The 14,541-nt window shown below is 63.0% G+C and carries 11 protein-coding genes; 7 read left to right on the forward strand and 4 right to left on the reverse strand.

Translation table 11 applies throughout. The features are described 5' to 3' along the window. Window positions 1–107: 107 nt before the first annotated feature. The 6 genes from KIP88_RS37645 to fdhF all read left to right on the forward strand — a co-directional run bounded on the left by KIP88_RS37645 (window position 108) and on the right by fdhF (window position 10,695). A complete protein-coding gene (locus tag KIP88_RS37645) occupies window positions 108–359 on the forward strand; it encodes a sulfurtransferase TusA family protein (RefSeq protein ID WP_214493265.1) in 252 nt (83 codons plus the stop codon). Between the two features lie 87 nt (window positions 360–446). Beyond that, window positions 447–1,880: a sigma-54 dependent transcriptional regulator gene (locus KIP88_RS37650; protein ID WP_214493238.1), complete on the forward strand. Its 1,434-nt coding sequence runs from the start codon at window positions 447–449 to the stop codon at window positions 1,878–1,880. Between the two features lie 13 nt (window positions 1,881–1,893). Next, window positions 1,894–3,897, forward strand: a complete 2,004-nt coding sequence (locus KIP88_RS37655; RefSeq protein WP_249791319.1) for a cache domain-containing protein — start codon at window positions 1,894–1,896, stop codon at window positions 3,895–3,897. A 385-nt stretch (window positions 3,898–4,282) separates the two neighbouring features. Further along, on the forward strand, window positions 4,283–5,935 hold the full coding sequence (locus tag KIP88_RS37660) for an OFA family MFS transporter (RefSeq protein WP_214493241.1): 1,653 nt from the start codon (window positions 4,283–4,285) through the stop codon (window positions 5,933–5,935). Between the two features lie 285 nt (window positions 5,936–6,220). Continuing rightward, window positions 6,221–7,933 carry an NADH-ubiquinone oxidoreductase-F iron-sulfur binding region domain-containing protein gene (locus KIP88_RS37665; protein ID WP_214493243.1) on the forward strand — a complete coding sequence of 571 codons (1,713 nt, stop codon included), beginning with the start codon at window positions 6,221–6,223 and terminating at the stop codon, window positions 7,931–7,933. After that, complete coding sequence (gene fdhF / locus KIP88_RS37670; RefSeq protein ID WP_214493245.1) at window positions 7,930–10,695, forward strand: formate dehydrogenase subunit alpha; 2,766 nt, start codon at window positions 7,930–7,932, stop codon at window positions 10,693–10,695. The genes KIP88_RS37665 and fdhF overlap by 4 nt, the downstream gene beginning before the upstream one ends. 70 nt (window positions 10,696–10,765) lie before the next feature. Here fdhF and KIP88_RS37675 read toward each other — a convergent pair whose 3' ends face one another. Continuing rightward, complete coding sequence (locus tag KIP88_RS37675) at window positions 10,766–11,917, reverse strand: LysM peptidoglycan-binding domain-containing protein (protein WP_214493246.1); 1,152 nt, start codon at window positions 11,915–11,917, stop codon at window positions 10,766–10,768. A 111-nt stretch (window positions 11,918–12,028) separates the two neighbouring features. Then, window positions 12,029–13,045, reverse strand: a complete 1,017-nt coding sequence (locus KIP88_RS37680) for a magnesium and cobalt transport protein CorA (RefSeq protein WP_214493247.1) — start codon at window positions 13,043–13,045, stop codon at window positions 12,029–12,031. 68 nt (window positions 13,046–13,113) lie between these two features. Between KIP88_RS37680 and KIP88_RS37685 the strand changes: the two genes are divergently transcribed. Next, window positions 13,114–13,731, forward strand: a complete 618-nt coding sequence (locus KIP88_RS37685) for a hypothetical protein (protein ID WP_214493248.1) — start codon at window positions 13,114–13,116, stop codon at window positions 13,729–13,731. 36 nt (window positions 13,732–13,767) lie between these two features. On the opposite strand, the gene KIP88_RS37690 is transcribed toward KIP88_RS37685, so the two are convergent. Together KIP88_RS37690 and KIP88_RS37695 are read right to left on the reverse strand one after the other, a co-directional pair. Beyond that, window positions 13,768–13,971 carry a hypothetical protein gene (locus tag KIP88_RS37690; protein WP_214493249.1) on the reverse strand — a complete coding sequence of 68 codons (204 nt, stop codon included), beginning with the start codon at window positions 13,969–13,971 and terminating at the stop codon, window positions 13,768–13,770. Between the two features lie 145 nt (window positions 13,972–14,116). Continuing rightward, window positions 14,117–14,497: a hypothetical protein gene (locus tag KIP88_RS37695; protein WP_214493250.1), complete on the reverse strand. Its 381-nt coding sequence runs from the start codon at window positions 14,495–14,497 to the stop codon at window positions 14,117–14,119. Window positions 14,498–14,541 lie beyond the last annotated feature (44 nt).

Below are 14,541 nucleotides of genomic sequence, written 5' to 3' on the forward strand. Positions count from 1 at the left end.
TGCCCACCATCTATCACCGGCGCGCTTCTAGATGGTGGGCAGGCTTCGCGTTGCCCACCCTACAGACCTCCGTTGACGAGGGACGTCCCCTTCGCCATGGTCGGCGCATGACGACGACAAAACTCGATCTTGCCGGGCTGAAATGTCCGCTTCCCGCATTGAAGACGCGCAAGGCGCTGAAGACGTTGCCGCCCGGCGACAGGTTGGAAGTGCTTTGCACGGATCCGCTGTCGGTGATCGACATCCCGAATCTCATTCGCGAGACCGGCGACAAGGTCGAAATCACCGAGCGCAGTCAGGCCCGCATCGTGTTTTTGATAGAGAAAACAGACGGTTCCGTAGAAAAGGCTAATGCCTGAGCGGGACGGGCTGGGACAAAATCCTTGCTCGTCAATTAGACGACCGAGCGATTGCCGGGTGCGACAATCGGCCCTACAAACCCCGGCATGAACTTCCCGACATCGAAGGTGAGCGCAGCGGCATCCCCTGCCACGGTCAATGAGCCGGCGGCAAAACTCGGCAAATCGGCCGGCGGCCCCGAGTTCGGCGCGCTCGCGCAGGCCTCGATTTTGATCGTCGATGACGAGCCCGGAATGCGCAATTTTCTCGTGCGCACGCTGGGGCCGCGCTGCAAGCATGTGGCGGAGGCGGCCGACACGGACCAAGCCTCGCGCCTGCTCGACAAGAGCCGGTTCGACGTCGTCATCCTCGACAACATCATGCCGGGCAAGAATGGCGTCGACTGGCTCGCGGAGCAGCGCGCCGTCGGCTTCTTTGCCGACGCCATCCTCATCACGGCCTATGCCGATCTCGACACGGCGATCCAGGCGCTGCGCGCCGGCGCGGCCGATTTCGTGCTGAAGCCGTTTCGCTCGAACCAGATATTGAATGCGGTGGCGCGTTGTCTCGACCGGGTCCGGCTGCAGCGCGAGAACTATGTGCTGCGCTATGCGCTACGCGCTTCCTCCGATCGCACGTTCCTGCGCGACAATCTGATCGGGGAATCGCCGGCGACCCGCAGCGTGCGTGAAACCATTGCCCGCGTCGCCCGCCTGCCGACATCGATCCTGCTGACCGGCGAATCCGGCACCGGCAAGGAAGTCGCCGCGCGCTCGATTCATTCGCTGTCCGATCGCGCCGACAAGCCCTTCGTGCCGGTCAACTGCGCAGCCATTCCGCCCGAAATGATCGAGGCCGAACTGTTCGGCCACATCAAGGGAGCCTTCACCGGCGCGGACAGCGGGCGTGAGGGCCTGTTCCTCTACGCACATGGCGGCACGCTGTTCCTCGATGAAATCGGCGACCTGCCGCTGCCGATGCAGAGCAAGCTGCTCCGCGTTCTGGAGGACCGCCGCGTCCGTCCCGTCGGCTCCGAGCGTGAAGTGCCGGTCGATCTTCGCCTCATCTTTGCGACCAATGCCGATCTGCAGAAGGATGTAGAGCGCGGGCGCTTTCGGGCCGACCTCTACTACCGTCTGAACGTCATGCAGATTCATCTTCCGCTGCTCAGGGATCGCGGCGACGACGTGCAGGAACTCGCCACCATCTTCATGAACAAGCTCTCGACGCAACTCGGCATGCCGCCGGTTGCGATCGACGGCGCGGTCCGCGCCGCGCTGGCGAGTTACGACTGGCCCGGCAATGTGCGGGAGCTGCGCAATCTGATCGAACGCACGCTGATCCTCGGTGCATTCCCGGACGATTTCGCCGGGCCGCGAAGCGATGGCCAGCCGGCCGCCGCCGACAGCCTGGCCGATCTGGAGCGCCGGCACATTCTTTCGGTCCTGAAAGAGACCGGCGGCAACCGCGAGGAAGCCGCGCGCCGGCTTGGAATCTCGCGCAAGACCATCGACCGCAAATTCGCGCTATGGAATGTCTGAGCGGGCAGACTGCATGAACGAGCCGGCGCGCGGGCGCTCCGTTCGTTTCCGGCTGCTGGCGATCGCGCTGCTGCCCATGCTGGTCATCCTGCCGCTGCTGCTCGGGGTTGCCATCTATCGCTGGAATGCAAGGTTCGACGCCACCCTGATTTCGAAGGTGAATGGCGATCTCACCATCGCGCATCAATACCTGGCACGCATTCTGGAAAAAACCGGCGTGCAGATCCGCGCGCTCGGCCTTTCCGCCCGCTTCCGCGACGTGGAAGAGCATGATCCGCTGTCCGCCGTGAGCGACCTGCTCGAAACCTCCCGCAAGGAGATCGGTCTCGACTTTCTCTACCTGATGGACGCCAGCGGAAAGATCCTCGCCTCGTCGCCAGCGTTTCCGGGACGGCCAAAGGGCGACTGGCCGATCATCACTTCAGCGTTGTCGGGGGAGGCCCCGTCGGCCGGCATCGACATCTTCAGCAATGACGAGCTTGCGGCGATTTCGCCTGTTCTTGCCGAGCGTGCGCGCCTCGATTTGGTGCCGACGCCGAACGCAGTGCCGACCAATCGCAGCACGGAAACGCACGGCATGGTCGTGCATGCGGCGAGCCGGGCGACGACCCCCGGGGGAGCGCCGGCTGCGTTGGTCGGGGGCATTCTGCTCAATCAGAATCTGGAGTTCATCGATACGATCAACGACCTGGTCTATCAGTCGGCCAGCCTGCCGGAGGGCAGCCAGGGAACGGCGACGCTATTTTTGGACGACGTGCGGATCAGCACCAATGTCCGGCTGTTCGAGGGCCGGCGCGCGCTCGGGACTCGCGTATCGGCGGCCGTGCGTTCTGCTGTCATGGACGAGGGGCGCACATGGCTCGACAGTGCGTTCGTGGTCAACGACTGGTACATCTCGGCCTATGAGCCGCTGGTCGACAGCTATGGCAAGCGCGTCGGCATGCTCTATGTCGGCTTCCTGCAGAAGCCGTTCAACGACGCGAAGTTTGAGACGCTCCTCATCATCGCGCTCGCATTCATCGTGATCACGGCGGCCACCGTGCCGATCTTCCTGCGCTGGGCGCAGTCGATATTCATGCCGCTCGAACGCGTCACGACGACGATCGGCGAAGTGGAGAGCGGCAACCTGTCCGCCCGCACCAAACTGCCGGCGTCGGGTGACGAGATCGGCCGCGTGGCGTTTCACCTCGATACCCTGCTCGACCAGGTCCAGGAGCGCGATCGGCAATTGCGCGAGTGGAATGAGGAATTGAATACGCGGGTGCGTGATCGAACCAGGGATCTCGAACACGCCAACCTGAAGCTGGAGGCGACCACCAAGCAGCTTATCATGTCCGAGAAGCTCGCCGCCATCGGCGAGATCACCGCAGGCGTGGCGCATGAGATCAACAATCCGATCGCGGTGATGCAGGGCAACCTCGACGTCATCCGCAGCGTGATCGGCGACGAGGCCGACAAGGCCAAGGTCGAGTTCCGCCTGCTGGATGAGCAGATTCATCGCATCAGCCAGATCGTCATGAAGCTGCTCCAGTTTGCGCGACCGGAGGAATACGCCGGCTATGTCGAACGCCATGCGCCGGGGAGCGTCGTTCAGGATTGTTTGCCGCTGGTCCAGCATCTCCTGAACAAGACTGAAATCAGGGTTGTGAGGGAAGATCGGGCGAGCCGCCTGGTCCTGATGAATCGCACCGAGCTTCAACAGGTGGTGATCAATCTGATCGTCAACGCCATCCATGCCATGCCCGACGGCGGCACGTTGACGCTCCGTTCCTTCGACGCCGATCGCGACGGCAACGCGGGTATTTCAATCGAAGTGGCCGACACCGGCATCGGCATGAGCGCCGATGTCATGGACAAGGTGTTCGATCCCTTCTTCACGTCGAAACGCCGGGAAGGCACCGGCCTTGGTCTGTCCATCAGTCAGACGCTGGTGAAGCGCCAACGCGGCCAGATCACGGTCGAAAGCCGGATCGGCTCGGGAAGCACATTCCGCGTATGGCTGCCGGAAGCGAGCTGACCGGACATTTTGTCCAAGGCCCGTCCGGACATTTTGTCCATGGCTGCGGGAACCCTTCCACTAAGTGATTGATTTTCTGTATCGCGTCATTTGGCACGCGGATTGCTGTCCCTCCAATCTAAGAGTTGTAGTGGGGAGGGGACGCGATGGCCGGATATTCGGTCGCAAAGGGGGCGACTGCGCGAGCGAAGCCGTTCGCTGCTTGCTGTCTTCCTGACGCGCTCGCACCGCACTCCAAACGATTTTGCCTCGAGATCAACTCCGATCGGTCGCGTGTGCGTCTCACGTGCACGCACAGCGATCGGCGTTTCGCGGCCCACCTCACGCAATTCCCCAACTTTCCAACCGATGTGCCGGTAAGGCCACGAACCCGGAGGTTATTTCTATGAGCACTGCCGATGTCACTCTTGCGCCATCTGGTGCGCTCGGGCTCCTCGACAAGGAGCGAACGATCGCAACCGCCGGCTTCAATCGCTGGCTGGTGCCGCCGGCGGCGCTTTGCATTCATCTCTGCATCGGCATGGCCTATGGCTTCAGCGTGTTCTGGCTGCCGCTGTCGCGCGCGCTCGGGATGAGCGCGCCGAAGGTATGCTCCGACATGACGTTGGTGCAGGAACTTTTCACCACCACCTGCGACTGGAAGGTCGCCAGCATGGGCTGGATGTACACGCTGTTCTTCGTGCTGCTCGGCATTGCCGCCGCGGTGTGGGGCGGCTGGCTCGAGCGCGTCGGCCCGCGCAAGGCGGGCTTCGTCTCGGCGCTGTGCTGGTGCGGTGGTCTCTTCCTCGGTGCGATCGGCATCTACACGCATCAGCTTTGGTTGCTGTGGCTCGGCTCCGGCGTGATCGGCGGCATCGGCCTTGGCCTCGGTTACATCTCGCCGGTGTCGACGCTGGTGAAATGGTTCCCGGACCGCCGCGGCATGGCGACCGGCATGGCCATCATGGGCTTTGGCGGCGGCGCCATGATCGGCGCGCCGCTGGCGAACTTGCTGATGAACTATTTCAAGTCGCCGACTTCCGTCGGCGTCTGGGAAACCTTCGTCGCGATGGGCGTCATCTATTTCGTGTTCATGATGATCGGCGCCTTCCGCTATCGCATTCCGCCGGCCGGCTGGCGGCCCGAGGGTTGGACGCCTCCGGCAAAAGCCAACGCGATGATTTCGCAGAACCACGTTCATCTGAAAGACGCGCACAAGACGCCGCAGTTCTGGCTGATCTGGTGGGTGCTCTGCCTCAACGTGTCGGCGGGCATCGGCGTGATCGGCATGGCTTCGCCGATGCTGCAGGAAATCTTCGCCGGCAAGCTGATCGGATTGCCCGACGTCGGCTTCAACCAGCTCGACGCGACGCAGAAGGCGACTATTGCGGGTATCGCGGCCGGCTTCGCCGGGCTGCTCTCGCTGTTCAATATCGGCGGCCGCTTCTTCTGGGCGTCGCTGTCGGACAAGATCGGTCGCAAGAACACCTATTACACGTTCTTCATCCTCGGCATCGCGCTCTACGCGCTGGCGCCGACCTTCGCCGAAATGGGCTCGAAGCTTTTGTTCGTGCTCGGCTTCGGCATCATCCTGTCGATGTATGGCGGCGGCTTCGCGACCGTGCCGGCCTATCTCGCCGACATGTTCGGCACCCAGTTCGTGGGCGCCATCCACGGCCGGCTGCTGACGGCCTGGTCGACGGCCGGAATCATCGGTCCCGTGGTCGTGAACTACATCCGCGAGTTCCAGCTTGCCGCCGGCGTGCCGCGTGACCAGCTCTACAACACCACGATGTACATCCTGTGCGCCATGCTGATCGCGGGCTTGATCTGCAACTACCTGATCAAACCAGTCGATAGAAAATGGCACATGAGCGATGCCGAGGTCGCCAAGCTGCAGGCGGCGACGGCAAGCGCGGGCGCATCGGGACCATCGGGATCGTACGGCATCGGATTTGGCGGGCTGGACGCCAAGGCCGCGCTGTTCTGGGCGTTTGTCGGCATCCCGCTGGCCTGGGGTGTCTGGAAGACGCTGGAAAGCGCCGTCAAGATACTCTGATGACGGAGGACGCCGCGGGACCGCTACCATGGTTTCCCGCGGCGTCTTCCGACCTCGGTTCCGACCGGCGGATCGATAGGCGTTCGCAATCGCAGCATACGATGGCTTTATTGATCTTGCGGTCATTTCGCGGTTCATTCGCTGCAGACAGCGGGCGTGGGTCGAGCGCGATGATTCCGCGGGCCCGCTCACGTAAATCCTTGCCACAGCCTTATAATTCGCTTGGCATCTGGTATGCCAGAGATTAGAGTCGATCTGATCAGGTCAGAGAACGAGACGCAATCAATGACTGTCCATGACGTACAAACGGTCCGCGCGTTCGAACATCCGGGCGCGGGACGGAAGCGGGCCAAGGCGACCCCGAAGGGGCGCCAGGTTGACCCCACAGCTGCCCACGAGATCGAGCTTCTGCTCGGTGATCGGCCGCGGCGACGCGATCTCCTGATCGAGCACCTGCACCTGATCCAGGACAAGTATCACCAGATCTCGGCGGCGCATCTGGCGGCGCTGGCCGACGAGATGAAGCTGTCGTTTGCGGAAGTGTTCGAGACCGCGACCTTCTATGCGCATTTCGACGTGGTGAAGGAGGGCGAGCCTGACATCGCGCCGCTGACCATCCGCGTCTGCGATTCGCTCACCTGCGCCATGATGGGCGCGGAAAAGCTGCTCAGCGAATTGCAGGACAAGTCCGGCCCCGGCATTCGCGTGGTGCGCGCGCCCTGTGTCGGATTCTGCGACAGCGCGCCGGTCGCTGAAGTCGGACACCGCTATGTACTCAATGCGACTTCGGCCGAGGTCCTCGATACCGCGGCGCGGGGCGAGACCCATCCAATCATCCCGTCCTACGTCGATTACGAGACCTATGTCAGCGAGGGCGGCTACAAGCTGCTTGGTGACTTGCGCGCGGGGCGGGTCAGCAAGGAAGACATTCTCAAGGTTCTGGACGACTCCAGCTTGCGGGGGCTCGGCGGCGCCGGCTTTCCCACCGGCCGCAAATGGCGGGCAGTGCTGGGCGAGCCGGGTCCCCGACTGATGGCCGTCAATGGTGACGAGGGCGAGCCCGGTACGTTCAAGGATCGCTTCTATCTGCTCCGCGATGTTCACCGTTTCCTCGAAGGGACGTTGATTGCGGCGCATATCATCGACGCGGAGGACGTCTATATCTATCTGCGTGACGAATATCCTGCCGCCCTCAAGCTGCTTCCGCTCGAGATTGCCAAGCTGCCCGCAGGCGGTCCGCGAATTCACATGCGTCGCGGCGCTGGCGCCTATATCTGCGGCGAGGAGTCCGCGCTGCTCGAGAGTCTTGAAGGCAAGCGCGGCCTGCCGCGGCACAAGCCGCCTTATCCGTTCCAGGTCGGCCTGTTCGGCCTGCCGACGCTCATCAACAATGTCGAGACGCTTTTCTGGGTGCGCGACATCGTGGAGAAGGGCGCCGACTGGTGGAAGAGCCACGGCCGCAACGACCGTGTCGGGTTGCGCAGCTATTCGGTCTCGGGCCGCGTCAAGAATCCCGGCGTTAAGCTGGCGCCGGCTGGCCTCACCGTGCGCGAACTGATCGACGAGTTCTGCGGCGGCATGGCCGATGGCCACACCTTCCACGCCTATCTGCCGGGCGGCGCGTCAGGCGGCATTTTGCCGGCCTCGATGGACAACATCCCGCTCGATTTCGGTACGCTGGAAAAATACGGCTGCTTCATCGGTTCCGCCGCCGTCATCATCATGTCCGAGCAGGACAGCGTGAAAGGCGCGGCGCTGAACCTGATGAAATTCTTCGAGGATGAGAGCTGCGGCCAGTGCACGCCGTGCCGGGTCGGCACCCAGAAGGCGGCGATCCTGATGGAAAAGCCGGTCTGGGACCGCGAGTTGCTCGACCAGTTGAGCCAGGCGATGCGCGACGCGTCGATCTGCGGGCTTGGACAAGCCGCCTCGAATCCGCTGACGTCAGTGATTAAATATTTTCCGGAAGAATTCGTGCCGAAAGAGGCCGCGGAATGACCAGGATCAAGTTCGAACTCGACGGCAAGCAAGTCGAGGCCAACGCGGGCGAAACCATCTGGCAGGTGGCAAAACGCCACCAGAAGGAAATCCCGCATCTCTGCTATTCGCCCGAGCCTGACTACCGGCCCGACGGCAATTGCCGCGCCTGCATGGTCGAGATCGAGGGCGAGCGCGTGCTGGCCGCGTCCTGCAAGCGCACGCCAAGCGTCGGCATGAAGGTGAAGACCGAGAGCGCGCGTGCGGTCGCCGCGCAAAAGATGGTGATGGAATTGCTGGTCGCCGACCAGCCGGCGCGCGAGACCTCGCACGATCCCGATTCGAAGTTCTGGCACTGGGCCGAAAAGGTCGAAGTCACCGAGAGTCGCTTTCCGGCCGCCGAGCGCTGGCAGAGCGATACCAGCCACCCGGCGATGAGCGTCAATCTCGACGCCTGCATCCAGTGCGGCCTCTGCGTGCGCGCGTGCCGCGAGGTGCAGGTCAACGACGTCATCGGCATGGCCTACCGCAGCCACGAAGCCAAGATCGTGTTCGACTTCGACGATCCCATGGGTGAATCGACCTGCGTCGCCTGCGGCGAATGCGTGCAGGCCTGCCCGACCGGCGCGCTGATGCCCTCGGTGATGCTGGACGAAAATCAAACCCGCGTCACCTATGCGGACAAGAAGGTCGACTCGCTGTGCCCGTTCTGCGGCGTCGGCTGTCAGGTCACCTATCAGGTCAAGGATGAGAAGGTCATTTACGCCGAAGGCCGCGACGGTCCGGCCAACCACAACCGCCTCTGCGTCAAGGGCCGCTTTGGTTTCGACTATATCCATCACCCACATCGGCTGACAAAACCGCTGGTGCGGCTGGCGAATGCGAAGAAGGACGCCAACGACCAGGTCGATCCGGCCAATCCCTTCACGCATTTCCGCGAAGCCTCGTGGGAAGAGGCGCTGGATATTGCGGCCAAGGGCCTCGTAAAAATCCGTGACGAAAAGGGCGTCAAGGCGCTGGCCGGTTTCGGCTCCGCGAAAGGCTCGAACGAAGAGGCGTATCTGTTCCAAAAACTGGTGCGCACCGGCTTCGGCTCCAACAATGTCGATCACTGCACGCGGCTGTGCCACGCTTCATCAGTGGCGGCGCTGATGGAAGGGTTGAACTCGGGCGCGGTGTCGGCGCCTTTTGCGGCTGCGATGGACGCCGAGGTCATCATCGTGATCGGCGCCAATCCGACCGTGAACCATCCGGTCGCGGCGACCTACATCAAGAACGCGGCCAAGCGCGGCGCCAAGCTGATCGTGATGGATCCGCGTCGGCAGTCGCTGTCGCGCCACGCCTGGCGGCATCTGGCGTTCAAGCCCGGCAGCGACGTCGCGATGCTGAACGCGATGCTGCACACCATCATCACCGAAGGACTGACCGACCAGCAATACATCGCGGGCTACACCGAAGGTTTTGATGAGCTCGCCGAGCGCATCAAGGATTTTCCGCCGGAGAAGATGGAAGCGATCTGCGGCATTCCGGCCGAGACGCTGAAGGAAGTCGCGCGGGTCTATGCCCGCTCGCAGTCCTCGATCATCTTCTGGGGCATGGGCATCAGCCAGCACATCCACGGCACCGATAACGCGCGCTGCCTGATCGCGCTGGCGCTGACGACAGGTCAGGTCGGCCGTCCCGGGACGGGCCTGCATCCGCTGCGCGGCCAGAACAACGTGCAGGGCGCCTCCGACGCCGGCCTGATTCCGATGTTCCTGCCGGACTACCAGCCGGTCGGGCGTACCGATCTGCGCGAGCCCTTTGAGAAGCTCTGGCATCAGGATCTCGATCCGGTGCGAGGCTTGACCGTGGTCGAGATCATGAACGCGATCCATGCCGGCGAAATCACCGGCATGTATATCGAGGGCGAAAACCCCGCGATGTCGGATCCCGATCTGCAGCACGCGCGCGGGGCATTGGCGATGCTCGACCATCTGGTCGTGCAGGACCTCTTCGTCACCGAAACTGCGTTCCATGCCGACGTGATCCTGCCGGCCTCGGCCTTTGCCGAGAAGTCCGGCACCTTCACCAATACCGACCGTCGCGTGCAGCTTGCGCGCGAGGTGATCCGGCCGCCGGGCGATGCGCGGCAGGATCTCTGGATCATCCAGGAGATCGGCAAGCGCATGGGCCTGCCGTGGAACTATGACGGCCCGGCCGACGTATTCACCGAGATGACGCAGGTGATGCCGTCGCTGAACAACATCACCTGGGACCGGCTGGTGCGCGAGGGCGCGGTGACCTATCCGGTCGATGCTTCCGACAAGCCCGGCAACGAGATCATCTTCACCACGGGCTTCCCGACCGCGAGCGGTCGCGGCAAGATCGTGCCGGCGAAGGTGATCGCACCCGACGAGGTGCCCGATACCGAATATCCGATGGTGCTGTCGACGGGACGTGTGCTCGAACACTGGCACACCGGTTCGATGACCCGCCGCTCCAGCGTGCTCGACCAGATCGAGCCGGAGGCGGTTGCGTTCATGTCACCCAAGGACATGCGGCGCTTGAGCGTCTGGCCCGGCGATTTCATCCGCCTGGAAACTCGCCGCGGCGCCGTCGAGGTCAAGGTGCGCTCCGACCGCGATGTGCCTGAGAACATGGTGTTCATGCCGTTCTGCTACGCGGAGGCGGCGGCCAACCTGTTGACCAACCCGGCGCTCGACCCGTTCGGCAAGATCCCCGAATTCAAGTTCTGCGCCGTGCGTGCGGAGAAGGTGGAATTGCAGTCGGCGGCGGAGTAGCGCGGTCCTGGCGGACGGCCAGTCTTGTAGCCCGGATGAGCGAAGCGATATCCGGGGCTCCGTCCGCCCTTCACTGCGCGGGAAGGACAAAGATCTGGCCGGGGTAGATCCGGTTGGGATTGCGGATCTGCCCCCGGTTCGCCTTGTAGATGACGGCGTAGCGCATGCCCGCGCCGTAGGTGACCTGGCTGAGACGCCAGAGGCTGTCACCGCGGGAGACGGTGGTGGTCGCGATCTTCGGCACCACCACGGTGGAGGGCGACGAGCCACTGTCCGGCAAGACGGTAGCCCCTGCGGCCGCCAGCTGCGGACCGGCTGTGTCCGGGCGCTTGGCCGCGGTGGCCTGCGCCGACACGGACGCGGTTGTGTCGGGAGCGTTGAACGGCACCTCGGCACGTGCGCGCACTGTGCCAGAACTCGACGCCTCGTCCACCCTGACACGGTAGCTGCCCGGTGCGACCCCCTCATTGATGGTGACCGCAAACCGTCCATCCGCGGCGGCCGTTACCGACGTAATAAAGCTGTCGTTGAGATAAAGCCTCAGCGCCGCGCCGGCGCGCGCCTGGCCGCTCACATGGAACTTGCCGCCCGGCTCGATCTCGACGGTCTCCACGACCACGGCGCCGGCCGCCGGTTTTGGCGCGGCCGGTTGCGACAGCACAACGGTGGGCTTGTCCGGCGTGACCAGCGCTACGACCGGCCGGTCAGTCGATTTCGGCTCCAGCGCCGCCGTCACGTGCTGCTTGGATGTGGCCATCGTGCCATCAGCCTGTTTCGAGCGCAGCGTCAGGTCGAAAGTGCCCGAAGGAAGCTTGGGCGGTACCATCACGAATTGTCCGGATTTATCCGCGACCGCGCGATCATGCACTTCGCCGTTGCGCAGCAGTTCCACCGTTGCGCCCGGCGCCGCTCGGCCCGCGATGACCGCTTCGCCTGTCGGTTCGATGCGGGCAACGTCGAATGTCGGCACGCCGTCGCTGTTCTCCGGCGATGCGGGCGATCCGATCAGCGCGTCCACGACGGCGTTTGCTTCCGATTTGGCATTTGCGAGCGCGGCCACTCGCGTATCAGGTGCAGGTTTCGAGGTCGCAGGCGCCGTCGTTGCAGCCATGGTGTCAGCCGGCGGCTCCTGGCGCACGTACTGAATGGCGAAGACGGCGCCACCGGCGGCTACAACCGCCACCAGGGGGAGGACTATTTTGCTAATCGATATGGCAGTCATGATGCTCACCCGCCTGCCGGATCGCTGGCTCGTCCGTAGTTTATACCGTCTCAAGCGAGGTGGGTACTGGTTTGCGCCCGGAAAATGCAGTCTTTTCGGCGCCTTAGAAGCCTATAGCCAGCCGACGCGCCGGAACCGCCAGAAGAGGGCTGCGCATACCAGCAGGATCGTGCCGATCACGCCGAAATAGCCGTACTCCCACTCCAGTTCCGGCATGTGCTTGAAGTTCATCCCGTAGACGCCGGCGATCGCCGTCGGGACGGCGATGATGGCGAGCCATGACGCCAGCTTCTTGGACACCGCGGTCTCCTGTGCCTGGCCGACCAGGAGGCTTGCCTCAAAGGCAAACGCCAGCACCTCGCGAAGCGAATCGATCTGCTCCTGCACCGTCCGGACGTGATCCGTGACGTCGCGAAACAACGGCTGCATCGTGGATCGCACCATCGGCAGGTTGTCATGCTCGAGCCGGCGGCAGACTTCCACCAGGGGCCCAACCGCGTTGCGCAGCCGCAGCAGGTCGCGCCGGAGCAAATAGAGGCGCTGGATCTGCGCCTGCGTCATGGCGCTGGCGAGCACCTGCGCTTCCATCGCCTCGACTTCCTCCTGAATGGTTTCGAGCACGGGGGAGTAGTTGTCGACGATGAAGTCGAGAATGGCGTAGAGAATGTAATCCTCGCCCCGGGCCAGCGCCCGAGGGCAGCTTTCGCATCGTTCGCGCACCGGCTTGTAGGACGTCGATGCGCCGTGCCGGACCGACACGATATATCCTTCGCCGACGAACAGATGCGTCTCGCCGAATGCGATGCTGTCGCCCTCGAGCTGCGCGGTGCGCGCGACGATGAACAGCGCGTCGCCATATTGCTCGATCTTCGGCCGCTGATGGGCGTGGTCGGCATCCTCGATCGCAAGGTCATGCAGCTCGAACTGCCGCTGCACGCGGCGCAGCACGGCGATATCGGGTTCATGGAGTCCGATCCAGACCACGTGGTCGGGCTTGTTGCGCCAGCTCGAGGCTTCATCAATGGCGATGTTGGCGACACGCCGGCCTTCGACGTAGACGCCGGCTGCGACCACGCCGTCGGAGGCGGCCGGCTCGTTTTTCATGATGCCTGGCGATGCGACGTTCATGGCTTCCACCCTCGATGATTGTTGCCGAACCTTGCTTCGCGGCGATGTTTTCGAATGAGGCTAGCACCATGGAATTCACCGTCAATGCGATCGAGACAATGATGTTCCCGAGGACGCGTCGATCATGCCGGCGCGCTCTGCCGATCTTTATGCCGTGCCTATGCGAAAGGGCCGCCGGGCATCTCGAAATCCTACGCCTGTCTTCGCATGTTTGGTTATCCGGCATGCATTCGAGCCGGTATTGGGAAAACGAACATGACGCTTTTCTATTCGCACCAAGAGCGGCGGCAAGGCTCGGTCGGCGGCTTTTCCGTCGGCCGCGCGGTACGCCGCCTGCGGACCGCACTGAAGACAATCCATCGCGCGATCGCCGCAGCAAAGATCCGACGGCTGCGCAACGAATTGCGGCTGCACGCCGCAATGCGTGCGAACCGGGCGCGCCCGAAACCAACCCGACACCGAAGCGCATAGCGACCGGTTTCCGCGCCAGCCGCTGCATCTCGGCGAGAAATGGGATTTCTGACATGCGACAATCAATATCCAAATCAGTGGCGGCATTATTGCTGCGCGCGTTAACCCGCCTGCTGATCTTGATCGCCAACGAGCCGGTCAGGATCTATCGCCCGGAAGCTCACTACATGCGCGGTCCGGGACCGGCGTGGCGGGCGAAGCACGGCGTGGGTTGACCAGACCCTCGCCGGAAAGGCGGGCGACGCGGTGTGTCAATAATGGAAACGCGAGAAATAGATCGCCGTTCTCAGCACGACCAGTCCGGTGAGCAGCCCTCCTGCCGAAAGCATCGCAAGCGCACCCAGGCAGAATTGTTTGGCTGTCGCCAGATGCATTTTGGCCGTACCAATCCCGATGGCGTTTTGCCTTTCCGTTGAATGAAGCGAATCTTCAAAGTGATGTGTCAGCGTCGACATGTCCGGGGATTCCTTTCGCAAGATCGCAGCAATACTGTTTCATTGAGATGATGATGTATCGCGGACCCATAGGAATGCGAGAGGTTCGGCTGCGGCGCCGTATAGGAGAATCATAAAGCACGCTTGGGTTCATGCTTTCTGAGCTCTAAGCCCGAACTTTGCGCGACGGCAAACCCTTGAACAGGTCCTGATCTTGTTTCGGGCGTCGCATCACCGGCGCGGCGTCCGGTTCAGTCATGCCAACGGCTGCTGCGAATGCTCGCTTCAATCGGTGCTCGCCGATTTGCGCGAGATAACAGCTCAAGATCGCAGGTCGCGTCTCGCCCTGATCGAGGATTGCCAGGCAGAGATCGGCACTCATTTTTCTGAAGAAGCGGAACTCGCTCTCACGCTCCTTTCGGCCAGATCGGTCCATTTCCTGCGCGATCGCTAGAACGTTGAGGCGATCGGTATCGTCGAGGGTCACGGCAAACCGCAGGATCGCAAGCTGCCACGCGCGCAGTATCCTCTCATGCTGTTCAAGCAATCCTGCCGTGCTCGTTGCGACGCCTTGGTCGACATTCGTCCAGG

The sequence above is a fragment of the Bradyrhizobium sp. SRL28 genome (assembly GCF_018596315.1).
Classification (GTDB): Bacteria; Pseudomonadota; Alphaproteobacteria; order Rhizobiales; family Xanthobacteraceae; genus Bradyrhizobium.

What these genes read in the sequence shown, in the direction of transcription:
- KIP88_RS37645 (WP_214493265.1), top strand. Translation starts at nt 108, where the DNA reads ATGACGACGACAAAACTCGATCTTGCCGGGCTGAAATGTCCGCTTCCC.
- KIP88_RS37650 (WP_214493238.1), top strand. Translation starts at nt 447, where the DNA reads ATGAACTTCCCGACATCGAAGGTGAGCGCAGCGGCATCCCCTGCCACG.
- KIP88_RS37655 (WP_249791319.1), top strand. Translation starts at nt 1,894, where the DNA reads ATGAACGAGCCGGCGCGCGGGCGCTCCGTTCGTTTCCGGCTGCTGGCG.
- KIP88_RS37660 (WP_214493241.1), top strand. Translation starts at nt 4,283, where the DNA reads ATGAGCACTGCCGATGTCACTCTTGCGCCATCTGGTGCGCTCGGGCTC.
- KIP88_RS37665 (WP_214493243.1), top strand. Translation starts at nt 6,221, where the DNA reads ATGACTGTCCATGACGTACAAACGGTCCGCGCGTTCGAACATCCGGGC.
- fdhF (WP_214493245.1), top strand. Translation starts at nt 7,930, where the DNA reads ATGACCAGGATCAAGTTCGAACTCGACGGCAAGCAAGTCGAGGCCAAC.
- KIP88_RS37675 (WP_214493246.1), bottom strand. Translation starts at nt 11,917, where the DNA reads ATGACTGCCATATCGATTAGCAAAATAGTCCTCCCCCTGGTGGCGGTT.
- KIP88_RS37680 (WP_214493247.1), bottom strand. Translation starts at nt 13,045, where the DNA reads ATGAACGTCGCATCGCCAGGCATCATGAAAAACGAGCCGGCCGCCTCC.
- KIP88_RS37685 (WP_214493248.1), top strand. Translation starts at nt 13,114, where the DNA reads ATGGAATTCACCGTCAATGCGATCGAGACAATGATGTTCCCGAGGACG.
- KIP88_RS37690 (WP_214493249.1), bottom strand. Translation starts at nt 13,971, where the DNA reads ATGTCGACGCTGACACATCACTTTGAAGATTCGCTTCATTCAACGGAA.